At 70.5% G+C, this 21,616-nt stretch carries 23 protein-coding genes; 10 read left to right on the top strand and 13 right to left on the bottom strand.

What is annotated here, in order from left to right:
* Positions 1 to 87: 87 nt before the first annotated feature.
* Entirely contained in the window at positions 88 to 840 is a 753-nt protein-coding gene (locus ACZ6IM_RS20905) for an SDR family oxidoreductase (RefSeq protein WP_052840758.1), read from the bottom strand.
* Between the two features lie 96 nt (positions 841 to 936).
* On the opposite strand from ACZ6IM_RS20905, the gene ACZ6IM_RS20910 reads away from it, so the two are divergent.
* Together ACZ6IM_RS20910 and ACZ6IM_RS20915 are read left to right on the top strand one after the other, a co-directional pair.
* Positions 937 to 1,581, top strand: coding sequence for a TetR/AcrR family transcriptional regulator (locus ACZ6IM_RS20910; protein WP_052840933.1), 645 nt, complete (start codon positions 937 to 939; stop codon positions 1,579 to 1,581).
* Positions 1,582 to 2,012: 431 nt separating this feature from the next.
* Positions 2,013 to 3,488 (top strand): sensor histidine kinase, encoded by a 1,476-nt coding sequence (locus ACZ6IM_RS20915; RefSeq protein ID WP_469558104.1) that lies wholly within the window; start codon positions 2,013 to 2,015, stop codon positions 3,486 to 3,488.
* A 199-nt stretch (positions 3,489 to 3,687) separates the two neighbouring features.
* Here ACZ6IM_RS20915 and ACZ6IM_RS20920 read toward each other — a convergent pair whose 3' ends face one another.
* Together ACZ6IM_RS20920 and ACZ6IM_RS20925 are read right to left on the bottom strand one after the other, a co-directional pair.
* Positions 3,688 to 3,945, bottom strand: a complete 258-nt coding sequence (locus ACZ6IM_RS20920) for a WhiB family transcriptional regulator (RefSeq protein WP_003973730.1) — start codon at positions 3,943 to 3,945, stop codon at positions 3,688 to 3,690.
* Between the two features lie 320 nt (positions 3,946 to 4,265).
* Complete coding sequence (locus ACZ6IM_RS20925) at positions 4,266 to 5,234, bottom strand: diacylglycerol kinase family protein (RefSeq protein ID WP_052840932.1); 969 nt, start codon at positions 5,232 to 5,234, stop codon at positions 4,266 to 4,268.
* Positions 5,235 to 5,361: 127 nt separating this feature from the next.
* On the opposite strand from ACZ6IM_RS20925, the gene ACZ6IM_RS20930 reads away from it, so the two are divergent.
* Positions 5,362 to 5,814 carry a hypothetical protein gene (locus tag ACZ6IM_RS20930; protein ID WP_052840756.1) on the top strand — a complete coding sequence of 151 codons (453 nt, stop codon included), beginning with the start codon at positions 5,362 to 5,364 and terminating at the stop codon, positions 5,812 to 5,814.
* A 47-nt stretch (positions 5,815 to 5,861) separates the two neighbouring features.
* Here ACZ6IM_RS20930 and ACZ6IM_RS20935 read toward each other — a convergent pair whose 3' ends face one another.
* The 3 genes from ACZ6IM_RS20935 to ACZ6IM_RS20945 all read right to left on the bottom strand — a co-directional run bounded on the left by ACZ6IM_RS20935 (position 5,862) and on the right by ACZ6IM_RS20945 (position 7,868).
* A complete protein-coding gene (locus tag ACZ6IM_RS20935; protein WP_469558108.1) occupies positions 5,862 to 6,926 on the bottom strand; it encodes an RNA polymerase sigma factor SigF in 1,065 nt (354 codons plus the stop codon).
* 17 nt (positions 6,927 to 6,943) lie between these two features.
* Positions 6,944 to 7,357, bottom strand: a complete 414-nt coding sequence (locus ACZ6IM_RS20940) for an ATP-binding protein (protein ID WP_003973726.1) — start codon at positions 7,355 to 7,357, stop codon at positions 6,944 to 6,946.
* Positions 7,358 to 7,607: 250 nt separating this feature from the next.
* The gene (locus ACZ6IM_RS20945) at positions 7,608 to 7,868 is read right to left on the bottom strand and encodes a UBP-type zinc finger domain-containing protein (RefSeq protein WP_052840754.1); all 261 of its coding nucleotides are present in this window, start codon (positions 7,866 to 7,868) and stop codon (positions 7,608 to 7,610) included.
* Positions 7,869 to 7,929: 61 nt separating this feature from the next.
* Between ACZ6IM_RS20945 and ACZ6IM_RS20950 the strand changes: the two genes are divergently transcribed.
* Positions 7,930 to 9,522 (top strand): Na+/H+ antiporter, encoded by a 1,593-nt coding sequence (locus ACZ6IM_RS20950; RefSeq protein ID WP_469558113.1) that lies wholly within the window; start codon positions 7,930 to 7,932, stop codon positions 9,520 to 9,522.
* A 45-nt stretch (positions 9,523 to 9,567) separates the two neighbouring features.
* Here the strand turns inward: ACZ6IM_RS20950 and ACZ6IM_RS20955 are convergent, their stop codons facing one another.
* Together ACZ6IM_RS20955 and ACZ6IM_RS20960 are read right to left on the bottom strand one after the other, a co-directional pair.
* Positions 9,568 to 10,476 (bottom strand): 1-aminocyclopropane-1-carboxylate deaminase/D-cysteine desulfhydrase, encoded by a 909-nt coding sequence (locus ACZ6IM_RS20955; RefSeq protein WP_469558116.1) that lies wholly within the window; start codon positions 10,474 to 10,476, stop codon positions 9,568 to 9,570.
* A 74-nt stretch (positions 10,477 to 10,550) separates the two neighbouring features.
* Positions 10,551 to 11,129: an N-acetylmuramoyl-L-alanine amidase gene (locus ACZ6IM_RS20960; RefSeq protein ID WP_469558286.1), complete on the bottom strand. Its 579-nt coding sequence runs from the start codon at positions 11,127 to 11,129 to the stop codon at positions 10,551 to 10,553.
* Between the two features lie 339 nt (positions 11,130 to 11,468).
* On the opposite strand from ACZ6IM_RS20960, the gene ACZ6IM_RS20965 reads away from it, so the two are divergent.
* The 4 genes from ACZ6IM_RS20965 to ACZ6IM_RS20980 all read left to right on the top strand — a co-directional run bounded on the left by ACZ6IM_RS20965 (position 11,469) and on the right by ACZ6IM_RS20980 (position 15,683).
* Positions 11,469 to 12,875, top strand: coding sequence for a family 2B encapsulin nanocompartment shell protein (locus ACZ6IM_RS20965; protein ID WP_052840751.1), 1,407 nt, complete (start codon positions 11,469 to 11,471; stop codon positions 12,873 to 12,875).
* 85 nt (positions 12,876 to 12,960) lie between these two features.
* Positions 12,961 to 14,121 (top strand): family 2 encapsulin nanocompartment cargo protein polyprenyl transferase, encoded by a 1,161-nt coding sequence (locus ACZ6IM_RS20970; RefSeq protein ID WP_052840750.1) that lies wholly within the window; start codon positions 12,961 to 12,963, stop codon positions 14,119 to 14,121.
* A gap of 275 nt (positions 14,122 to 14,396) precedes the next feature.
* Complete coding sequence (locus ACZ6IM_RS20975; RefSeq protein WP_052840749.1) at positions 14,397 to 15,023, top strand: GNAT family N-acetyltransferase; 627 nt, start codon at positions 14,397 to 14,399, stop codon at positions 15,021 to 15,023.
* A 75-nt stretch (positions 15,024 to 15,098) separates the two neighbouring features.
* Positions 15,099 to 15,683 carry a dihydrofolate reductase family protein gene (locus tag ACZ6IM_RS20980; protein WP_052840748.1) on the top strand — a complete coding sequence of 195 codons (585 nt, stop codon included), beginning with the start codon at positions 15,099 to 15,101 and terminating at the stop codon, positions 15,681 to 15,683.
* A gap of 161 nt (positions 15,684 to 15,844) precedes the next feature.
* Here the strand turns inward: ACZ6IM_RS20980 and sodN are convergent, their stop codons facing one another.
* Entirely contained in the window at positions 15,845 to 16,240 is a 396-nt protein-coding gene (gene sodN, locus ACZ6IM_RS20985) for a superoxide dismutase, Ni (RefSeq protein ID WP_003973716.1), read from the bottom strand.
* 145 nt (positions 16,241 to 16,385) lie between these two features.
* On the opposite strand from sodN, the gene sodX reads away from it, so the two are divergent.
* On the top strand, positions 16,386 to 16,823 hold the full coding sequence (gene sodX, locus ACZ6IM_RS20990) for a nickel-type superoxide dismutase maturation protease (protein ID WP_052840747.1): 438 nt from the start codon (positions 16,386 to 16,388) through the stop codon (positions 16,821 to 16,823).
* On the opposite strand, the gene ACZ6IM_RS20995 is transcribed toward sodX, so the two are convergent.
* Positions 16,727 to 17,356 (bottom strand): CGNR zinc finger domain-containing protein, encoded by a 630-nt coding sequence (locus ACZ6IM_RS20995; RefSeq protein WP_052840746.1) that lies wholly within the window; start codon positions 17,354 to 17,356, stop codon positions 16,727 to 16,729. The two genes, sodX and ACZ6IM_RS20995, sit on opposite strands and share 97 nt — an antisense overlap.
* Before the next feature lie 98 nt (positions 17,357 to 17,454).
* Between ACZ6IM_RS20995 and ACZ6IM_RS21000 the strand changes: the two genes are divergently transcribed.
* Positions 17,455 to 18,264 (top strand): class I SAM-dependent methyltransferase, encoded by an 810-nt coding sequence (locus tag ACZ6IM_RS21000; protein ID WP_052840745.1) that lies wholly within the window; start codon positions 17,455 to 17,457, stop codon positions 18,262 to 18,264.
* A 63-nt stretch (positions 18,265 to 18,327) separates the two neighbouring features.
* Here ACZ6IM_RS21000 and ACZ6IM_RS21005 read toward each other — a convergent pair whose 3' ends face one another.
* Genes ACZ6IM_RS21005 through ACZ6IM_RS21015 form a run of 3 tightly spaced genes read right to left on the bottom strand, consistent with a single transcriptional unit; the run spans position 18,328 to position 21,029 of the window.
* Positions 18,328 to 19,089, bottom strand: a complete 762-nt coding sequence (locus ACZ6IM_RS21005; protein ID WP_052840744.1) for an amino acid ABC transporter ATP-binding protein — start codon at positions 19,087 to 19,089, stop codon at positions 18,328 to 18,330.
* Entirely contained in the window at positions 19,086 to 20,036 is a 951-nt protein-coding gene (locus ACZ6IM_RS21010; protein ID WP_052840743.1) for an amino acid ABC transporter permease, read from the bottom strand. The genes ACZ6IM_RS21005 and ACZ6IM_RS21010 overlap by 4 nt, the downstream gene beginning before the upstream one ends.
* 30 nt (positions 20,037 to 20,066) lie before the next feature.
* Positions 20,067 to 21,029: an ABC transporter substrate-binding protein gene (locus ACZ6IM_RS21015; RefSeq protein ID WP_052840742.1), complete on the bottom strand. Its 963-nt coding sequence runs from the start codon at positions 21,027 to 21,029 to the stop codon at positions 20,067 to 20,069.
* Between the last annotated feature and the right edge of the window lie 587 nt (positions 21,030 to 21,616).

Here is a 21,616-nt window from a genome sequence, read left to right on the forward strand (position 1 = left end):
GCTATGTGGTTTAGACCAATCTAACAGAGCGGGGTCCCGCGGTCGCGCTGAAACGGTCAGGCGAGTGGTGGTGTGCCGGCGGTGGTGTCAGGTCAGTGAACCTCCCGTGGCGTCCACCCAGCTTCCCGTGACCCACCGGCCCCCGTGCGAGGCGAGGAACGCGACCACGTCGGCCACCTCGGCGGCCGTCCCCACCCCGCCCAGCGCGGAGAACGCCGCCGCCTGCTCCCAGCCGTCCGCGCTCCCGTGCAGCAGGTCGGCCGTGTTGTCCGTGTCGATGATGCCGGGTGCCACCGAGTTCACCGTGATGCCGCGGGCGCCCAGCACCTTGGAGAGGTCGCGCGAGAACACGTCCAGCGCGCCCTTCGTCATCGCGTACGCCATGTTGTCCGGCATCGCCGCCGTGCGGGCCAGACCCGACGAGATGTTGACGACCCGGCCGCCGTCGCGCAGCCGGCCCATGCCGTGCTTGAGGATGAAGAACGGCGCCTTCACGTTGACCGTGAAGACCGCGTCGTACTCCGCCTCCCCTATCTCCCCGATGGGGCGCGTGTTGCCGATCCCCGCGTTGTTCACCAGGACGTCCAGGCCGTCGGCGTGTCTGTCGAACTCCTCCCACAGCGTCTCGGCGGCGCCCGGAGCGGCGAGATCCGCCTTGACCGTGAACGCCGAGCCGCCCGCGGCCTCGATCGCGGCGACGGTCTCCTTCGCCGCCGCCTCGTTCCGCCCGTAGTGCACCGCGACCCGGGCGCCGTCGCTGCCCAGCCGCTCCGCGATGCCCCGCCCGATGCCCCTGCTCGCCCCCGTGACGAGTGCCGTCCTGCCCGCAAGCACGCTCATCCCGACGCCCCCTTCGCTTTCACTAGTGGTCGCTACAGAAATGACCGTACAGCAGCCCGGCAGCCTTTTTCTAGTGGCCGCTATAAAATGCACTCCATGGTGAGCGGTGAGAAGAGTGAACGGCCCGGGGCGCCTGCTCGCAGTGGTGCGGCCAGGACCCGCGGGCGTCCGCGTTCCTTCGACCGGGCGACGGCGCTGGAGGCCGCGCTGCTGGCGTTCTGGGAGCACGGTTACGAGGCCACGTCCGTCTCCGATCTGACGCGGGTCATGGACATCGGCGCCCCGAGCCTCTATGCCGCCTTCGGCGACAAGCGCTCGCTCTTCGAGGAGGTCGTCCAGGAGTACGGCGTGCGGTACGGCGCCTTCGGCGACCGTGCCCTCGCCGAGGAGCCGACCGCGCGCGCGGGTATAGAGAGGATGCTGCGCGAGGCCGCCGTCGAGTACACGGCCCCCGGCCGGCCGCACGGCTGCCTCGTCATCCACGCCGCGGCCAACTGCTCGACCGCCGAGGTCGAGGAGTCCCTGCGGGAGCGGCGCAACGCCAACATCGCCGCCATCGAACGCCGGATCGGCGCCGACGTGGACGCGGGTCTGCTGCCGCCGGACACCGACGCCGCCGCCCTCGCCCGGTACACCGGCGCGATGATCCAGGGCATGTCCCAGCAGGCGCGCGACGGCGCCGGCCGGACGGAGCTGGAGGCGCTCGCGGAAATTGCCCTGTCGGTCTGGCCCCGAGGTTGAGCCATCAGGGTTAGGCTTCTGGCGGCGGCTGCCCGGACGGCGGTGCGGTCGCAGAAGCCACCAGTAACAAACGGCGTTCACCGCATGGACACGGTTAGTGGTCTAGTCCACAATGGTCAGCGAGGCACCGACCGTGTCGCTCACGCAAGGTGATCGTCAGGCTTCCGTCCTCCCCGCACAGGAGGACGGACCGAGGAACCGGAGCTCTCTGCCCTGACTGCCCCGGCTCCTCATCCTTCGGCCGACCGGGACCGCACACCCCACGGCCGATGTTGCTCCGGGCTGCGGTGCCGGGAGGGTTGAGGGTCCCTCCCAGGCGCCGCGGCCCGCGGGTGTTTCCGGGGGCCTTGCGGGCCGCGTCCGGGAGCGGGGGAGCAGTGCGGAGTGGCTGGTTTCGATCGCTGTCCGTACCGCCAGGTACGCTCAGCCCCGTGCCCTCCATGAACGAACTCGTACGCCAGCACACCGCGCTCGACGACTCCGACCTCGAGTGGCTCCATCTGCTGGTCTCGGAGTGGCAGCTTCTCTCCGACCTCTCCTTCGCCGACCTGGTCCTGTGGGTCCCCACCCGGGACGGCACGCGCTACGTCTCCGTCGCCCAGATGCGGCCCAACACGGGCCCCACCTCGTACCAGGACGACATGGTCGGCCACCTCGTCCCGCGCGGCCGGCGCCCCATGCTGGACGCCGCCCTGGACGAGGGCCGCATCGTGCGCGAGGGCGACCCCGAGTGGCGCGAGGAGGTCCCGGTCCGCGTCGAGTCCATCCCCGTACGCCGCCAGGGCCGCGTCCTCGGGGTCATCGCCCGCAACACCAACCTGCTCACTGTGCGCACCCCGAGCCGCCTGGAGCTGACCTACCTGCAGAGCGCCTCGGACCTCGCCCAGATGATCGCGGCCGGCGCCTTCCCGTTCGAGAACCAGCAGGTCGACATGGACGCCTCGCCCCGGGTCGGCGACGGCCTGATCCGGGTCGACGGCGACGGCATCGTCCAGTACGCCTCCCCGAACGCCCTGTCGGCCTACCACCGCATGGGGCTCGCCGCCGACCTGGTGGGGCATCACCTCGGCCGCACCACGGCCGAACTCGCCCCGTCCCGCGGTCCGGTGGACGAGGCCCTGGCCAAGGTCGCCAGCGGCTGGGCGCCGCGCGAGTTCGAGATCGAGGCGCACGACGGGGTGATCCAGTTCCGCGCCATCCCGCTCAAGCCCAAGGGCACCCGCATCGGTTCACTGGTGCTCCTGAGGGACGTGACGGAACTGCGCCGCCGTGAACGCGAGTTGATCACCAAGGACGCCACCATCCGGGAGATCCACCACCGGGTGAAGAACAACCTCCAGACCGTGGCGGCCCTGTTGCGGCTGCAGGCCCGGCGCATCGAGTCCGACCGGGGCCGCGAGGCACTGGAGGAGGCCGTCCGCCGGGTGGGCTCGATCGCGATCGTGCACGAGACGCTCTCCCAGAACCTGGACGAGCGCGTGGAGTTCGACGAGATCGCCGACCGCGTGCTCGCGATGGTGGCGGAGATCTCACCGGGCAAGGTCACCGGCCGGCGCACCGGACGCTTCGGCATCCTCGACGCAGAGGTCGCCACCCCGCTGTCCATGGTCCTGACCGAGGTGCTGCAGAACGCCCTGGAACACGGCTTCCGGGACGGCGACACCGGCACGGTCGAGGTCTCCGCGGTCCGCGGCGGTACGACGAAGGAGGCCCGGCTGCTGGTCACCGTCCAGGACGACGGCGTCGGCCTGCCCGCGGACTTCGACCCGCACCGCTCCGGCAATCTCGGCCTGCAGATCGTCCGCACCCTGGTGGAGGGCGAGCTGGGCGGCACCTTCGACATGGTCCCCGCCTCGGAGCGCGGCACCCGGGTCATCCTCGACATCCCGGTGCCCGCCGAGAAGTAGCGCGGTCACGCAGCACGGACATCGGGGTGTGGGACGTGGGCACAGCAAAAAGCCCCGGACCTGTGAAGGTCCGAGGCCAGTGCTCGTGCGCTACATCGTCCGATGCGCATCGGGGGTACTGCGCGCTGCGGCTCGGGAGCGGGGGATGCGTACTCGCTGTACGCGCCGCCAAGCTGAGGCTGTCAGTAGGGGTGGGTTGTCAGGCGGAGGCCTGACGAGCCCGGTTGCGGGCGGCACGGCGCTTCATTGCGCGGCGCTCGTCCTCGCTGAGACCACCCCAGACGCCGGAGTCCTGGCCGGACTCGAGCGCCCACTGCAGGCACTGCTCCATGACGGGGCAGCGACGGCAGACGGCCTTGGCTTCCTCGATCTGCAGCAGCGCGGGACCGGTGTTGCCGATGGGGAAGAAGAGCTCGGGGTCTTCCTCGCGGCAAACGGCGCGGTGACGCCAGTCCATGGCTGCTACCTCTCCTTGGTATTACATGCTGGGATGCTTGTGAATGTGAACGCTTTCACGAATCCCTCAACAAGGGAAGGGCCTACAGCCAGGTTCCCTGGCGTGGTCCTGTGGTTTGAAGAGGGGTTCCGGTGATCTGTGGATGCCGGTCCTGCGGGCTGTCCCGATCGCCAAGAAGAGACTCGCAAACCTCGGCGGCGGATACAACCCCTTCCGGAAAGTTTTTTTTGATTCTTCGGTGTCGACTAGGTCACAGCCGTACTTCCATGGGGTGGACCCTGGTCTAAACGTTCGAGTGAAAGGACTTTCGCCCCTTCTGCTCACACAATCACACGCAGTGCACGGCGTACGCCTGTGAACGCCACGCTGGTTCGCAACCCCAGGTGGTCACCGTCCATCTGGAGGGGCAGGGGCACCTTCGAATGCAAGGTGAAGTCGGTCAGGTCGTGCAGGGAGACCGCGTGCCGACCGCGCGGCCCGCGCTCGGGGGACGAAGTGAGCAACTGGGTGCCATACCGGGCAACCGCGGCCGTCGACAGCCGGCTGAGGCCGAAGACGTCGAGCGCGGTGTCGAACGACGCCTCGGGAGAGGCGTAGATCGGGCGGTTGCCGAGGAACGTCCACGGGCAGGTGTTCGAGACTATGGAGAGCACCAGATCGGTGACCGGGTCCTCGCCGGCCCGCTCCAGAGTGATGGTCCCGCTGCGCCGGTGCGGCTCGCCGATGAGCTGGCGCACCACCTGGCGGACGTAGAGGGCGTGTGTCGACTTCTTGCCGCGCTCGCGGTGCTGCTCGACACGGCCGACCACGCCTGCGTCGAACCCCAGGCCGGCGTTGAAGGTGAACCAGCGGGCCGGGACCGCCTCGTCCTCCGAGCCCGGCGTACCCGACGCCAGGCCCAGACCGACGGTCCGTTCGCGGCCTTCGCGCAGGGCGTCCAGCAGGGCTCCGGTGGCCTCCACCGCGTGATTGGGCAGACCGAGGGCGCGCGCGAAGACGTTGGTGGAACCGCCGGGGACCACCGCGAGGCCGGGCAGGTGGTCGGGGTCGGGTCCCGCGTGCAGCAGACCGTTGACGACCTCGTTCACCGTGCCGTCGCCGCCGAGGGCCACCACCAGGTCGACGTCGTCGCTCTGCGCCGCCTGCCGGCCGAGGTCGCGCGCATGTCCGCGGTACTCGGTGGTGACCGCTTCCAGCTTCATCTCGCTCGCGAGCGCGTGGATCAGCACGTCGCGCGTGCGCGCGCTCGTGGTGGTTGCCGCCGGGTTGACCACGAGAAGTGCACGCATGGTGTGCAGGGTACCTACTGGGTGGTACTCGGCCCAGAGCGAGGTGGAGATCCCCACCGGCCCACCGTGCGCGTGATACGCCCGACACCCGGGCGGGCGCGCACACCCCGAGGGCTACCCTTCAGGGGTGAGCAGTGAGCAGACCCCCACCCCCACCTCCGCGGCCACCGAAGAGGCCGGCCCCCGCCCCGGCCGGCTGACCGCCGCGGCCGCCCTCGCCGCGCTGGAGGGGCTGGCGCTCGTCGCCGGCGGTGTCTGGATGCTCGTCGAGGGCCTCACCGGGCATCCCGACGACCGGACCTCGGCCGTCACCGGCGGCGTCACCCTGATCGTCCTGGCCCTGCTGCCGCTGCTCGCCGCCCGCGGACTGATCGGCCGGAAGGGCTGGAGCCGGGGGCCCGCCGTGATCACGCAGATCATGGCGCTGCCCGTCGCCTACAACATGGCGCGGGCCGACAGCCTGGCCGTCCCGGCGGGCGTCGTGCTCGGGGTCGTGGCCGTCGCAGCGCTGGTGCTGCTCGTCAATCCCACCACCACCCAGGCCCTGGGCATCCGGGGGCCCGGGAGCGCCGGGAAGTAGCTCCGGGGCGCCCGATGACGGCGCCCCAGCGGTACGCGACCCGGCGGCTACTCCTCGACCAGCAGCTTCTCCCGCAGCTGTGCCAGCGTGCGGGCCAGCAGGCGGGAGACGTGCATCTGCGAGATCCCGACCTCTTGCGCGATCTGGGACTGGGTCATGTTGCCGAAGAAGCGCAGGAGCAGGATGCGCTTCTCGCGCGGGGGCAGGTCTTCGAGGAGTGGCTTGAGCGACTCCCGGTACTCGACGCCTTCGAGGGCCTCGTCCTCGGCGCCGAGGGTGTCGGCGACCGCCGGGGACTCGTCGTCGGTGTCCGGGACGTCCAGCGACAGCGTGGAGTACGCGTTGGCCGACTCCAGGCCCTCCAGGACCTCCTCCTCCGAGATCGCCAGCTTCTCGGCCAGCTCGTGGACCGTCGGCGAGCGGCCGTGCAGCTGGGAGAGTTCCGCCGTGGCCGTCGTCAGGGCCAGCCTCAGCTCCTGGAGCCGGCGCGGGACACGCACCGCCCAGCCCTTGTCCCGGAAGTGCCGCTTGATCTCGCCGACGACCGTCGGGGTCGCGTAGGTGGAGAACTCCACCCCGCGGTCGGGGTCGAAGCGGTCCACCGACTTGATCAGCCCGATGGTGGCGACCTGGGTGAGGTCGTCCAGGGGCTCGCCGCGGTTGCGGAAGCGGCGTGCGAGGTGCTCGACCAGCGGCAGATGCATGCGGACCAGCCGATTGCGCAGCTCCGCGTACTCCGGACTGTCCTTCGTCAGCGTGCGCAGCTCGGCGAACAGGAGGCGCGCGCCGCTGCGGTCCTGCGGGTCGTGCCGTGTGCCCTGCGCGCCCCGTGCGCCCGGCGTGTGGCCCTCGGAGTGTCGCTCGTGCTCGCTCATCGTCCCGCCCGTTGCCCTTTCCCGAGCCCTTGCCTCCGCTCGGACGGGCCGGACGGGGGTCTCCCCGGTCCGCTGCCCGTCGCCCGGAACGACGGCCTCGGGCGAGGTCTCGTCCTCCGGATGCGGCCGGGCCTGCTCGGGGATGCCGTCGATGCCGTCCGCCGTGCGTCGCGCCTCGTTCGGAGAACGTGTGCCCTCGGCCGGCAGCTCCCGTGTACCGCGCTCTTCGTCCCGCACCGGCCCGTCCCCGTCCCTCACGTCGGCCCGGGTCCCGCGCCGCGCTGTTTGTAGAGGCTGATCGAAACGGTTTTGTCCTCGTCCACAGCGGAGGAGACCTTGCCCGCGAGGGCGGAGAGCACCGTCCAGGCGAACGTGTCCCGGGAGGGGGCGTGGCCGTCCGTGGTCGGCGCCGAGACGGTGACTTCGAGCGAGTCGTCGACGAGGCGGAAGACACAACTGAGCACCGAGCCGGGCACGGCCTGCTGCAGCAGGATCGCGCAGGCCTCGTCGACTGCGATGCGCAGGTCCTCGATCTCGTCGAGGGTGAAGTCCAAACGAGCTGCGAGGCCGGCCGTCGCCGTACGCAGCACCGACAGGTAGGCACCCGCGGCCGGCAGCCGGACTTCGACGAAGTCCTGGGTCGCGGGCTCGCCTGCGATCTGGGACACCCTCACCTCCAAGGTGGTACAAGCGTTACAGGGCCGAGGAACGCCCCTCGGGATAACGCGATACGTGGTTCAGCGGTGACGTTATCGCGCTCCGAAGTTTCCTGTCCCCGAGACCCCAACCCCATGCTGTCACTCATAGTAAACACGTGAACACGCACAGTGGCTAGAGGGTTGGCGGGCTCAAATCGGAAGAGCGTGCGCCGGGTTGACGTACCCAGGCGTCAGACGGTCGAACCGTCCCGGACAGAGGTCATACGAGGACGTGATCGACGAAGCACCAGCGCCAGCTCTCCCCGGGCTCGAAGGTCCGCATCACCGGGTGACCGGTCTCCTTGTAATGCGCCGTCGCGTGCTGCTTCGGCGAGGAGTCGCAGCAGCCGACATGGCCGCAGATGAGGCACAGCCTCAGCTGCACCGGGTCCGTGCCCTCGGCCAGGCACTCCGGACAGGTCTCGCCGCACGGCTCGGGTTCCGGGTGCGGCAGCGCGTCGGCGTGCGTGCACTGTTTCATGATTGCCAGGTTACGACGGGTGTGCGGAAGACCGCGCGGATTACGAGGGCGGGCGAGGACGATGGACGTGATGCCGCTGCTGTTGCTGGTGGCGGGCAGCGCCGCGATCGCCGCGGCGGGACGGCGTGTGCCGGTGCCGGTGCCGCTGCTGCTGGTCGCGGCGGGCCTGGCGGTGAGTTATGTGCCCGGCGTGCCCGACTACACCCTCGACCCGCACATCGTCCTGCCCCTGCTCCTGCCCCCGCTGCTGCACACGGCGGCCACCGACAGCTCGTACCTGGACCTGAGGGCGCAGGCGCGGCCCGTGGCGCTGCTGTCCGTGGGCTACGTCCTGTTCGCCACCTTCGTCGTCGGCTGCGCCGCCTACCTCATCGTGCCGGGCCTGCCGCTGACCGCGGCCCTGGTGCTCGGCGCGGTGGTGGCGCCCCCGGACGCCGTCGCGGCCACGGCGGTCGCCCGCCGCGTGGGGCTGCCCTCCCGGATCACCACGATCCTCCAGGGCGAGTCCCTGGTGAATGACGCCACCGCCATCACCGCCTTCAAGGTGGCGCTCGCGGCGGCCGTCGGCGAGGGCGCGACCTGGGCCGGGGGAATCGGCGAGTTCCTGATCGCGGCGGTGGGCGGCGTCGGCGTCGGACTGGTCCTGATGGTGCCGCTGCACTGGCTGCGCACCCACCTGAAGGAGGCGCTGCTGCAGAACGCGCTCTCCCTGCTGATCCCGTTCGTCGCCTACGCGGTCGCCGAGCAGGTGCACGCCTCGGGGGTGCTCGCGGTGGTCGTCGTCGCGCTCTACCTCGGGCACCGCGCGTGGGAGGTCGACTTCGCCACCCGGCTCCAGGAGGAGGCGGTGTGGAAGATGGTCGCCTTCGTCCTGGAGTCGGCCGTGTTCGCCCTCATCGGACTCCAGCTGCCCGTCGTCCTCAAGGGCTTGGGGGAGTACGAGGGGATCGACGCCGCCTGGTACGCCCTCGCCGTCTTCCTGGTGGTCGCCGTGGCGAGGTTCGCATGGGTGTACCCGGCGACCTTCCTGCCCCGGCTGTCGGCACGCGTACGCGCGCGCGAGGGCGACCTCTCCTGGAAAGGGCCGTTCGTCATCGGCTGGGCCGGGATGCGGGGCGTGGTCTCCCTGGCCATCGCCTTCTCCGTCCCGCTCACGGTGCACGGCGGCGAGCCCTTTCCCGAGCGCAACCTCATCCTGTTCCTCACCTTCACGACCGTCATCGGCACGCTGGTCGTGCAGGGTGTCAGCCTGCCGCCGCTGATCCGGCTGCTGAAGTTCCCCCCGCACGACGTGCAGGCCGAGACCCTGGCGGAGGCCAACGCGCAGGCACAGGCCTCGCGGGCCGCGGAACGGCGCCTGGACGACCTCCTGGCCGACGAGCGCAACGCCCTGCCGGGTCCGCTCGCCGACCGCCTCCGCACGGTCCTGGAGCGCCGCCGCAACGCCGTCTGGGAACGGCTCGGCCAGGTCAACCCCATCACCGGCGAGACCGTCGACGACACCTACCGGCGGCTCTCCCGGGAGATGATCGGCGCCGAGCGCGAGGTCTTCGTCCGGCTGCGGGACGGCCGCTACATCGACGACGAGATGCTCCGGACACTGCTGCGCCGGCTGGACCTTGAGGAGGCCGCCGCGTACCGCGAGACCACGTGAGCGACGCACGTGCGCGGGCGCGTCGGGGCGGTGGCCCCGTCCCGCTCAGGAGAAGGGGCGGCCGGTGACGACCGCGGCCAGGGTCGTTCCGCGCGGGAAGGCGCCCTCCTCGGTGAGGGCGAGCAGGGCGTACAGCATCTTGGCGACGTAGACGCGCTCCACGGGGAGGCCGTGGCGGTGTTCGAAGTCCTCGGAGAAGGCGTCCAGCTCGGGCGTCGTGCGGGCGTAGCCGCCGTGGTGGAAGCGGTCGTCCAGCCTCCAGGCACCGCGCGGCCCGCCGAACGCGCGGTCCTGGAGCCGCCGTATGTCGCCCTCCAGGAAGCCGCCCCTGAGCACGGGTACGCCGAGGGCCCGCCGCCCCCGGGGAAGCCCGGCGGCCAGTCCGGCGAGGGTGCCGCCGGTGCCGCAGGCGATGGCGGACACGTCGGCGTGTTCGCCCAGTTCCTCGCCCAGGGCGCGGCAGCCGCGGACCGCCTCCGCGTTGCTGCCGCCCTCGGGGACGACGAGGGCGTCCTCCGCGTCCACCGCACGCAGGAGAGCCGCCAGGGTCTCCGGTTCGGACTTGCGCCGGTACGTCGAGCGGTCGACGAAGTGCAGCCGCATCCCGTCGGCGGCACACCTGGCCAGCGACGGGTTGAGCGGCCGGCCGGCCAGTTCCTGCCCGCGGACCACGCCCACCGTGGGCAGACCGAGCAGACGGCCCGCGGCGGCCGCGGCCCGCAGGTGGTTGGAGTAGGCGCCGCCGAACGTGACGAGGGCACGGCCGCCCGCCGTGGCGAGAACCGGTGCCAGCTTGCGCCATTTGTTGCCGACCAGCTCGGGGTGGATCAGATCGTCCCGCTTGAGCAGCAACCGGACACCGTGCCGCTCGAACCGTGCGTCGGCCACCTCGTGCAGCGGAGAGGGCAGACGGGGCCGCAGGGCGGCGAGGTCGCGGGTGTCGGTGCCGGTCACCCCGCCATTGTCGCGCCGCCGCGCGGCGGACACCTCGCTTCGGCCGGCCCCGGGTCACTCCGGCCGGCCCCGGGTCACTTGAGCCGGTCCCGGATCCGCTCCCGCATCGACGCCATCGTGAACCCGCGCGGGTCCACCTTCCCCGGCTGCCACTCCAGGTGACCGATGACGGACCGCTCGTTCCAGCCGTGGTAGCGGCACACGGCCGCGGCGGCCCGCTCGATGGCATCCAGCTGCACCGCCGGCCAGGGGTCGTCGCCGTCGCCGAGGTTCTCGCACTCGAAGCCGTAGAAGTGCCGGTTGCCGTCGGTGTTCGCCTCGTTGTCCCGGGGCAGGGCCTTCTCCGCGATCACCGCGCGCAGGACGTCGTCGTCGCCGAGACCGGCGTGGTTGGCCCTGCCGTACCCGACGAGGTGGACCTTGCCGTCCTTGGTGACGACCCCGTGGCACAGGGGGCCGGGCAGACTCTCGTGCCCCTTGCGGCAGATGTCCACCGTCCGCGCGCTGCCCCTGGTGACCGTGTGGTGGATCATCACACCGTGCACGGGGCCCCAGGCGCCCTTGTGGTTGCGGTTGTGGTCGCGCCAGTCGCCGACCTCGACGACGGTGAGGCCCTCCGCCTTCAGTGCCTTGAGGAAACTGCTCGCGGACATGGGTGAGGCCACGGCCGGCTCCTTCACGCTGCGCGACGACCGCCCGACGCGACCGCCTCGTACGGAGCTTGTACCGAAACGGAGCGCTTCCTATTACTTGCCCGGAGCGTGTGCGAATCGTTTCGGACAATCTCGTCCCGGCCAGTGGCGACGAACAGGGCCGAGACGGAGCCGGGCAAGTCGCCGAGACGCCGAACAAGCCCCCATGTCTGCCCCGCACGTGAGTGATCCATTCCCGCTCTTTCGTGTAATAGCACCGGCACGCTCCGTGAGGAAGGCTGGTGCACGCACATCGATGCCGGGCGTAGCCGTCCGGCATGACCGGGAGGGCAATACCTTATGTCGGTAGGCGAAGAGGTCCGCACCGAGCAGACCAGGCCGCAGCAGAGCCTCGGCACGGCGGCCGCGCGGAACCTGGCCACCACGACCAAGTCCGTTCCTCAGATGCAGGAGATCAGCTCGCGCTGGCTGCTGCGCTCGCTCCCCTGGGTGGACATCCAGGGCGGCACGTACCGGGTCAACCGGCGCCTGACCTTCGCCGTCGGCGACGGTCGCGTGACGTTCGTGAAGACCGGCGACCGCGTCGAGGTCATCCCCGCGGAGCTGGGCGAGCTGCCGGCCCTGCGGTCGTACGAGGACGACGAGGTCCTGTCGGAACTCGCGCAGCGCTGTGAGCAGCGGGAGTTCGGCCCCGGCGAGGTCATCGCCTCGTTCGGCGGCCGGGCCGACGAGGTGTACCTGCTGGCGCACGGCAAGATCGAGAAGATCGGCACCGGTCCCTACGGCGACGACGCGGTCCTCGGCGTCCTCGCAGACGGCGCCTACTTCGGCGACCAGGCGCTCCTGGACGGGGACGCCATCTGGGAGTTCACCGCCCGCACGGTCACCGCCTGCACGGTGCTGGTACTGCCCCGCCAGGAGGTGGAGCAGGTCGCGGAGCGGGCGGACTCCCTGCGCGAGCACCTGGAGCAGCGGCGCTCGATCCCGGAGCAGCGCACCAACAAGCACGGTGAGAAGGAGATCGACCTCTCGGCCGGCCACAGCGGGGAGCCGGACATCCCGCACACCTTCGTCGACTACGAGGCCCGGCCCCGTGAGTACGAACTGAGCGTCGCCCAGACCGTGCTGCGCATCCACTCGCGCGTGGCCGACCTGTACAACCAGCCGATGAACCAGACCGAGCAGCAGATCAGGCTGACGGTCGAAGCGCTGAAAGAGCGCCAGGAGCACGAACTCATCAACAACCGCGAGTTCGGCCTGCTGCACAACTGCGAGTACGACCAGCGCATCCAGCCGCACGACGGCGTGCCCGGTCCGGATGACCTCGACGAACTGCTGAGCCGCCGGCGCGGCACCAAGCTGCTCCTCGCGCACCCGCGCGCCATCGCCGCCATCGGCCGCGAGCTCAACAAGCGCGGTCTCGTCCCCGAGACGATCGACGTCGCCGGGAACCGCATCCCGACCTGGCGCGGTGTGCCCATCTACCCGTGCAACAAGATCCCGGTCACCGAGGCCCGTACGTCGTCGATCATCGCGATGCGTACCGGCGAGCAGGACCAGGGAGTCATCGGTCTGCGGGCCACCGGCATCCCGGACGAGATCGAGCCGAGTCTGTCGGTGCGCTTCATGGGCATCAATGAGCAGGCCATCATCAAGTACCTGGTCACGGCCTACTACTCGGCCGCGGTGCTGGTACCGGACGCGCTCGGCGTCCTGGAGAACGTCGAGATCGGCCGCTGGCGGTGACGCCACCGTCCCGAACGCCGTGTTCCCGCCCTCCCGGGCGGGTACACCCCCGAGGTACGGACGGGCCCAGGGGGAAGGTGAGTCCATGACGGAGACCCGGCGCGGCGCCACCGCGACGCGCCGTCCCACCGGAACGCCGGAAAGGCACGGTCCCATCGGCACACAGCGCGAGAAGGAGCCGGGGGAGTTGTCCGACGGGCCGGGACAGGCGGTGGCCGAAGGGCACGAGGCAGCTGTACTCCTGAGTGAGTCACGGGCCTCGGTCGACCCCGAACTGCGGTCCGCCATCGCATCGCTGCCCGAGTCGATGCGCCGCATCGCGCTCTACCACTTCGGCTGGCAGCACGCGGACGGCACACCCGCGGCGGGCAACGCGGGCAAGGCGATCCGCCCCGCGCTCGTCCTCACCGCGGCGAGCGCGCTCGGCGGACCGGCGGCCCGCGCGACTGCCGGCCGTGCCGCCGCGGCGGTGGAGCTGATCCACAACTTCACCCTGCTGCACGACGACGTGATGGACCGGGACGCCACCCGGCGTCACCGGCCGACCGCGTGGACCGTGTTCGGCGACGCCGACGCGATCCTGGCCGGGGACGCGCTTCAGGCGCTCGCCCTGCGGCTGCTGGCCGCGGACCCGCACCCGGCGTCCGCGGCGGCGGCCACCCGGCTCGCCGACTGCGTCATGGAGCTGTGCGAGGGCCAGCACGCGGACACGGCCATGGAGCGGCGCCCGCCGGGCGAGGTCACGCTCGACGAGACGCTCGCCATGGCCGAGGCCAAGACGGGCGCGCTGCTGGGCTGCGCCTGCGCCCTCGGCGCGCTGTACGCGGGTGCGGCCAGGGAGGACGTCGAGGCCCTGGACGCGTTCGGCCGTGAGGCCGGGCTTGCCTTCCAGCTCATCGACGACGTCATCGGCATATGGGGCGACCCACGCCACACCGGCAAGCCTGCCGGTGCGGACCTGGCCGCCCGCAAGAAGTCACTGCCGGTGGTCGCCGCCCTGACCTCCGGCACCCCGGCCGCCGCCGAACTGGCCGAGCTGTACGCGGTGCCGTACGACAAGGACAAGGAGGACCTGGAGCGCACCGCCCTGGCCGTGGAGCGGGCCGGCGGCCGGGACTGGGCGCAGGCCCAGGCGGCCGACCGGATGGCGCGGGCCATGCAGGAGTTGGCCCGTGCCGTGCCCGAGCCGGAGGCGGCGGGCGGCCTGCTCGCGCTGGCCGAGTTCGTGACCCGGCGCAGCACCTGAGCGCCGCCACGCAAGACCCCGGAGCCTGTGCAGGGCCGTACGGCACCTGACCGACGTACGGCCGCACCGCCGACGGCTCCGGTCCGGCGGGTCCCGCACTTCCCCACGGTGTGCGGGGCCCGCCCCCTTCCTCCCGCGCAAGCGGGACGCAGTGACCCACCCACCCCCCACGTACCCACCGGCTAGGCTCAACCGCCGTACAGACGAGCGACGTTGAGTCAGCGGCACCGAGGCCGCGGCATCGAGTCGTCGGTGTCGAGTCGGAGGGGCGAGGCATGGGTGTGGTGATCCGGACGGCGGGGGAGGACGACCGGGATCTGGTCGTCCGGTTGCTGGACGAGGCCTTCCAGGACGACCCGGTGAGCAGTTGGGTCTTTCCCGGCGAGGAGTACCGGCGCCGGACGCACCACCGGCTCATGGCCGCGTTCGCCGACGCCGTCTTCGCCGACGGGCGCATCGACCTCACCGAGGACGGCGCCGCCTGCGCGCTGTGGTTGCCCGTCCCGGCGGACGGGCACGCGGGCGCCGAGCCGGACGACCGGATCGGCGAGGGCGCCGAGGACGGTCCCGCACAGGTCCGCGAGGCCGTCGACCCGGAGAACGCGCGCGTGGAGCTGATAGCCCGGCTCACGGACGCCATCCACCCCACCGGGCGGGCCCACGAGTACCTCTGGATGATCGGCGTGGTCCCCGGGCGGCAGGGCGAGGGGCTGGGCACCGCGCTGATCGAGAGCGTCCTCGACCGCTTGGACCGCGAGGGACTGCCCGCCTACCTGGAGGCGAGCAGTGCCCGCGGCAAGGTGCTGTACGAGCGCCTCGGCTTCGAGTTCACCGGCCGGGCTCTGGACCTCCCGGACGGCCCCCGGATGTGGCCGATGTGGCGCGAGCCGCGGACTCGGTAACCTCATAATCCGCTCCCCTGACAACTACGCATGGAGTACTGTGACCGTAGTGGTCAAGGCAAAGGGGAGAACGGTTTGCGCAAACTCACGTACTTCATCGCCTGCTCGATCGACGGCTTCATCGGCGGTCCGGACGGCGATGCGTCGTTCATGTTCCCGTTCGTCGACGAGGAGTTCCTCGAGTTCCTGAAGGCGGAGTATCCGGAGACGATGGCCACCCAGGGCCGTCGGGCGCTCGGTCTCGACGACCTGCGGAACAAGCGGTTCGACACGGTCGTCCAGGGGAGGGCCAGCTACGACCTTGCCCTCAAGGAGGGCGTCACCAGCCCGTACGCGCATCTGCGCGAGTACGTCGCCTCGCGCACGCTCACCGAGTCGCCCGATCCGAACGTCGAGATCGTCTCGGCGGATCTGGTCGGCAGGGTCAGGGAGCTGAAGGCGGAGGACAGTGCCTTCGACATCTACCTGTGCGGCGGATCGGCCGTCGCCGGCGAGCTGGTCGACGAGGTCGACGAACTGGTCGTCAAGACCTACCCGGTGGTGCTCGGCACCGGCATGCCGATGTTCGCCTCCGGTTTCGAGGTCGCCGAGTTCGTGCCGGACTCGGTGCGGACCTTCGGCAACGGCGTCGTGGTGCGCACGTACCACCGAAAGCGCTGAGCCGCCGCCCGCCCTTACCCGGGCCTGGGGGCAGCGGCACCCGGTCCCTTGCCCCGGCAATGCCGAAGGGGACCGGCCGTGATGACGGCCGGGCCCCTTCGGGCTGTCCTGGCGGCCTGCGATGGTGCACCGATCGCCGGCCCCGGGGATGCTGACGTTCGTCAGGCCTTCTTGGTCTCCCAGAAGATCTTGTCGATCTGGGCGATGTAGTCCAGGGCCTTCTGACCGGTCGCCGGGTCCTTCGAGCCCTTGGCGGCCGACAGGGCCTTGAGGGTGTCGTTGACCAGCTGGTGCAGCTCCGGGTACTTCTCGAAGTGCGGGGGCTTGAAGTAGTCGCTCCACAGCACGGAGACGTGGTGCTTCGCCAGCTCGGCGCGCTGCTCCTTGATGACCGTGGCGCGCGTCTGGAAGTGCGGGTCGTCGTTGCCGGCCATCTTCTCCTGGACGGCCTTCACCGACTCCGCCTCGATGCGGGCCTGGGCCGGGTCGTACACGCCGCAGGGCAGGTCGCAGTGGGCGCTGACCGTGACCTTGGGGGCAAACAGGCGGGAAAGCATGAAGCGTTCCTTCCTCGTGATCGTCTTCTCAGGGGGGACATTACTCCCTGGGAGGCCCGATTTCGCGAGTGCCCCCGTGGGCTTAGGACAAAAGTCCGGGGTGAGACTGAGACTGGTGGAGGAAAGACCGGGGAGGTGCCGGGTGATGCCGGAGCAACTGTCGCAGGAGACCGAGCGCGCGAGAGGAGCGCTGCCCTTCGGGCCGGCCGAGGTGACCGGGCCGTCGATGGTGCCCACGCTGCACCACGGTGACGTGCTGCTCGTGCATTGGGGGGCGCGGGTCCGGCCGGGGGACGTGGTCGTACTGCGGCATCCCTTCCAGCAGGACCTGCTCGTCGTCAAGCGGGCGGCCGAGCGGCGCGGGGCCGGCTGGTGGGTGCTCGGGGACAACGCGTTCGCGGGCGGGGACAGTACCGACTACGGGGTGGTCCCGCAGGACCTCGTGCTGGGCAGGGTCCGGTTCCGGTACCGGCCGCCGCGGCCGGGTCAGCGTTCGCCGCTCGCCGTGGTCCGCTGGGCGCTGTCGGCGGTCAGGCCGGTGCTGGCCGACCGGTCCGCCTCCAGGCGCTTGCGGGCGCGGTAGGCCGCCACGTTGGCGCGGGTGGCGCAGCGGTCGGAGCAGTAGCGCCGGGAGCGGTTGGTGGAGGTGTCCAGGTAGGCGTTGCGGCAGGGGGCCGCCTCGCACAGGCCCAGCCGGTCCACGCCGTACTCGGTGAGGTGGAAGGCCAGTCCCATCGCCGCGATGGCCGCGAAACCGGCGGTCGCGTTGGAGGGGTGGTCCGCCAGGTGCATGTGCCACAGCGGGCTGCCGTCCTCAGCACGGTGGTCGTGGCCGGAGATCTGCGGGCTCACCGGGAACTCCAGGAGCAGTGAGTTCAGCAGGTCCACCGCGAGGGTCTCGTCGCCGCCGTCGGCCGCCTCGAAGACCGCGCGCAGCCGCCCCCGAACCGAACGGAACCGGGTCACGTCGGCGTCGGACGCGCGCCGGGCCGCCGACTGGTTGGCGCCGAACAGCTCACGGACGGCCTCCACCGAGGTCAGGGAGTCCTGCCCCCGCGACGGTTCCTCGGTGTTGACGAGACGAACGGCGTAATCCGAGTAATAGGCCAGTTCCACTTGTAGTCCTTACGAAGGGGCTCTAGGGTCGTGCCTGCGGTCAGGTAACAGCTGACCGTGCTTCCAGGGTATTACGCGACGCAGCACGGAGGGGCTCGATGACGAACGCGGACACCACCACGACGACCACGACCACGACGACCGCCACCGCGACGACCGCGGCGGGTGCCGACTGGCAGGCCTGGCAGCGGAGCTGGGACCGGCAGCAGGAGTGGTACATGCCGGACCGCGAGGAACGGTTCCGGATCATGCTCGACATGGTCGAGGCGCTCGTCGGCCCCGCGCCGCGCGTCCTGGACCTGGCCTGCGGCACCGGCACCATCACGGCCCGGCTGCTCGACCGGTTCCCGGACGCCACCAGCACCGGCGTGGACCTCGATCCCGCGCTCCTCACCATCGCCGAGGGCACCTTCGCGGGCGACCAGCGGGTCTCCTTCGTCACCGCCGACCTCAAGGACCCCGACTGGCCGTCGAAGCTGCCGTACGACGCCTACGACGCCGTGCTGACCGCTACGGCCCTGCACTGGTTCCACGCCGAACCCCTCGCGGATCTCTACGGGCGGGTCGCGGGGCTGGTCCGCGACGGTGGTGTCTTCATGAACGCGGACCACATGATCGACGACACGACGCCCAGGATCAACGCGGCCGAGCGCGCGCAGCGGCACGCGCGGATGGACGCCGCCAAGGGCGAGGGCGCCCTGGACTGGGCCGAGTGGTGGCAGCTCGCCGCCAAGGACCCGGCACTCGCCGGGCCCACCGCCCGCCGCTTCGAGATCTACGGGGAGCACGCCGACGGCGAGATGCCCTCGGCGGCCTGGCACGCGCGCGTGCTGCGCGAGAAGGGCTTCGGCGAGGCCCGGCCGGTGTGGTGCTCGCCGTCGGACACCCTGCTGCTGGCCGTGAAGTGAGCCCATGACGGCAGGAAGGGGCGGTACGGAGATCCGTACCGCCCCTGGCCTCTGCTCGCGGCCTCAGAGGACCTTGGACAGGAACGCCTTCGTCCGGTCGTGCTGGGGGTCGGTCAGCACGTCGCGCGGGTTGCCCGACTCGACGACCACGCCGTCGTCCATGAAGACCAGGCTGTCGCCGACCTCGCGGGCGAAGCCCATCTCGTGGGTGACGACGACCATCGTCATGCCGGACTCCGCGAGGTCGCGCATGACGTCGAGGACGTCGCCGACCAGCTCGGGGTCGAGCGCCGAGGTCGGCTCGTCGAACAGCATCAGCTTCGGGTCCATCGCCAGGGCTCGTGCGATGGCGACCCGCTGCTGCTGGCCGCCGGAGAGCTGCGAGGGGTAGTTGCCGGCCTTGTCGGCCAGGCCCACGCGCTCCAGCAGCGCCCGTGCCCGGTCCCTCGCCTGGGACCTGCTCACGCCCTTGACCTGGACCGGCGCCTCCATGACGTTCTCCACGGCCGTCATGTGCGGGAACAGGTTGAAGCGCTGGAAGACCATGCCGATGTCCCGGCGCTTGAGGGCGACCTCGCTGTCCTTCAGCTCGTAGAGCTTGTCACCCTTCTGGCGGTAGCCGACCAGCTCGCCGTCGACGTACAGACGCCCTGCGTTGATCTTCTCGAGGTGGTTGATACACCTGAGGAAGGTGGACTTGCCGGAGCCGGAGGGGCCGATGAGGCAGAACACCTCGCCCTGCTTCACCTCCAGGTCGATCCCCTTGAGGACCTCGACGGCACCGAAGGACTTGTGGACGCCCTCGGCCTTGACCATGGCGGTCATGCCGCACCTCCCGTCGTGCTGGAGCGGTTCGACAGGGAGAACAGGTTCGCCCTGATCTTCTGCAGCGGGGTCGGCGGCAGGCTGCGGCTGGAGCCGCGGGCGTAGTAGCGCTCCAGGTAGTACTGGCCGACGCTGAAGACCGAGGTCAGCAGCAGGTACCAGGCCGCCGCCAGGAACAGCATCTCGGCCGGGGCGCCCGAGGTCTGGCCGATGTCCTGGGCGACCCGGAACAACTCGGCGTACTGGACGACCGACACCAGGGAGGTCGTCTTCAGCATGTTGATGACCTCGTTGCCGGTCGGCGGCACGATCACGCGCATCGCCTGCGGGACCACGATCCGGCGCAGCGTCTTGGCGTGGCTCATGCCCAGCGCGTGTGCCGCCTCCGTCTGGCCCTCGTCGACCGCGAGCAGACCGGCACGGCAGATCTCCGCCATGTACGCGGCCTCGTTGAGACCGAGACCGAGCAGCGCCGTCAGGAACGGCGTCATGAAGTCCGACCACTCGTCGCGGTAGAACGGACCGAGGTTGATGTACTCGAAGACCAGGCCGAGGTTGAACCAGACGACGAGCTGCACCAGGACCGGCGTGCCGCGGAAGAACCAGATGTAGAACCACGAGATGGACGAGGTCACCGGGTTCTTCGACAGCCGCATCACGGCGAGCAGGATGCCGCCGACGATGCCGATCAGCATCGCGAGGACGGTGATCAGCAGCGTCTTGCCCATGCCGGTCAGGACGCGGTCGTCGAAGAAGTAGTCCGGGATCGCACCCCAGTTGATCTTGCCCTGGGAGAACGCGTAGACGACCGCGGCCAGCAGCGCGATCGCGACGACCGCGGAGACGTACCGCCCGTAGTGCCGGACCGGGATGGCCTTGATGGCCTCCGGCGGGGTCGGCGGCGTACCGGCCGGGCCGCCCGCCGTCTTGTCGATGTCAACAGTCACGGATGTTGCCTTTCAGCGCCCGCCGCGCGGTCACTTGCCGCCGTTGACGGTGGCCTCGGTGACGGCGCCTTCCGCCACGCCCCACTTGTCCATGATCTTCTTGTACTCGCCGTTCGCGATCACCGCGTCCAGCGCCGCCTTCAGGGCGTCGCGCAGCTGCGCGTTGTCCTTGGCGACCGCGATGCCGTACGGCGCGGCCTCGACCTGCTCGCCGACGAGCTCGAAGTCCTTGCCGCCGCCGGAGGTCTTCACCGCGTACGCCGCCACCGGGAAGTCGGAGGAGCCGGCGTCCGCGCCGCCCGCGCGCAGACGGGTCTGGGCCTGCTGGTCGTTGTCGAAGGCCTCCATGGAGATCTTCTTGCCGGCCGGGCACTTCTCGTTCTCGGCCTTGGCGAGGTCCTCGGAGACCGTGCCGCGCTGGAGCACGAGCTTCTTGCCGCACAGGTCGGACCAGGTCTTGATGCCCTGGTCGTCGCCCTTCTTGGTGTAGATCGAGACACCGGCGGTGAAGTAGTCGACGAAGTCGACGCCCTGGCCGACCTTCTTGCCGGTGTCGGAGTCGATGCCCTCCTGGCGGTCCTTGGTGTCGGTCATCGCGGACATGGCGATGTCGTACCGCTTGGAGCGCAGACCGGTGATCAGGGTGTCGAACGTGCCGTTCTCGAACTCGAACTTCACCCCGAGCTGCTTGCCGAGGGCGTCGGCGAGGTCCGGGTCGATACCGACGGTCTTGCCGGAGCCGTCCTTGAACTCGACCGGGGCGTACGCGATGTCGGAGCCGACCTTGACGGTGCCCTTGTCGCGGATCGACTGCGGCAGCTTGTCGGCGAGCGGGGCCCCGCTCGCCGACTGGTTGTCGCTGCTGCCGGAGTCGCTGTTCTCGGTCTGGTCGCCGCATCCGGTGAGCAGCAGGGCGCCGGCGACCGCGATCGCACCGACCGCTGCTAGCCGGGAGTGCGCGGCGGTCGTACGACGGGTGGAGCGTGCGGTCATGGTGGTTCCTCCGGCGGATGAGGGAGTTGCCGATGGGACGGGACGCCGGCCGGGGGACCGGCCGGTGCCGTGGGTCGACGAGAGCACACACCTTCGAGTGCCGCGACCTCGTGTGATTACGGCATCTTGCCATTCGGACTCGGCCATTCAGGGGGGCCGTCATGTCAAAATCGGATAACGGGTCAGCCCCCGAACCGCACCAGGTCGGTACATCCCGACCGAACCTTTACGGGAATCTGCCCCTCCGGCCGGAAGATCTGCGGAATTTCTCGTTATCCGGGCATGGATCGCGGGCGGGCGGGGCTGTTGAAGGTGGCGCTCGCGGCTCTGTCAAGAGGTGCCGGGAGGTTGTCCGGAAGCCTGGCTATGAGCCATGTCACCGACATGCGGCGTTCGGGGTCCGGCATGTGAGCTTGCGCTTATCGGACTCGTCGCGGGAGGCGTCCGTCGGGTAAGAAGGTTCTTTACACCCCTCATCAGGGGCTCAGGGCGCGTGTGCGGCGCGCCCGTCGCGCAGGGGTCCGCGTGGCCCAGACAGCCATCTCCCTGCGCGGTGCCCGCCCATTCCTCACCAGGAGTGGACAAAC

The sequence above is a fragment of the Streptomyces sp. NPDC042336 genome (assembly GCF_055581985.1).

Coding starts and splice junctions, on each gene's coding strand:
- ACZ6IM_RS20910 (WP_052840933.1), top strand. CDS start 937: ATGGTGAGCGGTGAGAAGAGTGAACGGCCCGGGGCGCCTGCTCGCAGT.
- ACZ6IM_RS20965 (WP_052840751.1), top strand. CDS start 11,469: ATGTCGGTAGGCGAAGAGGTCCGCACCGAGCAGACCAGGCCGCAGCAG.
- ACZ6IM_RS21000 (WP_052840745.1), top strand. CDS start 17,455: ATGACGAACGCGGACACCACCACGACGACCACGACCACGACGACCGCC.
- ACZ6IM_RS20960 (WP_469558286.1), bottom strand. CDS start 11,129: ATGTCCGCGAGCAGTTTCCTCAAGGCACTGAAGGCGGAGGGCCTCACC.
- ACZ6IM_RS21015 (WP_052840742.1), bottom strand. CDS start 21,029: ATGACCGCACGCTCCACCCGTCGTACGACCGCCGCGCACTCCCGGCTA.
- sodN (WP_003973716.1), bottom strand. CDS start 16,240: ATGCTTTCCCGCCTGTTTGCCCCCAAGGTCACGGTCAGCGCCCACTGC.
- ACZ6IM_RS20950 (WP_469558113.1), top strand. CDS start 7,930: ATGGACGTGATGCCGCTGCTGTTGCTGGTGGCGGGCAGCGCCGCGATC.
- ACZ6IM_RS20905 (WP_052840758.1), bottom strand. CDS start 840: ATGAGCGTGCTTGCGGGCAGGACGGCACTCGTCACGGGGGCGAGCAGG.
- ACZ6IM_RS21005 (WP_052840744.1), bottom strand. CDS start 19,089: ATGACCGCCATGGTCAAGGCCGAGGGCGTCCACAAGTCCTTCGGTGCC.
- ACZ6IM_RS20925 (WP_052840932.1), bottom strand. CDS start 5,234: ATGCGTGCACTTCTCGTGGTCAACCCGGCGGCAACCACCACGAGCGCG.
- ACZ6IM_RS20945 (WP_052840754.1), bottom strand. CDS start 7,868: ATGAAACAGTGCACGCACGCCGACGCGCTGCCGCACCCGGAACCCGAG.
- sodX (WP_052840747.1), top strand. CDS start 16,386: ATGCCGGAGCAACTGTCGCAGGAGACCGAGCGCGCGAGAGGAGCGCTG.
- ACZ6IM_RS20920 (WP_003973730.1), bottom strand. CDS start 3,945: ATGGACTGGCGTCACCGCGCCGTTTGCCGCGAGGAAGACCCCGAGCTC.
- ACZ6IM_RS20975 (WP_052840749.1), top strand. CDS start 14,397: ATGGGTGTGGTGATCCGGACGGCGGGGGAGGACGACCGGGATCTGGTC.
- ACZ6IM_RS20970 (WP_052840750.1), top strand. CDS start 12,961: ATGACGGAGACCCGGCGCGGCGCCACCGCGACGCGCCGTCCCACCGGA.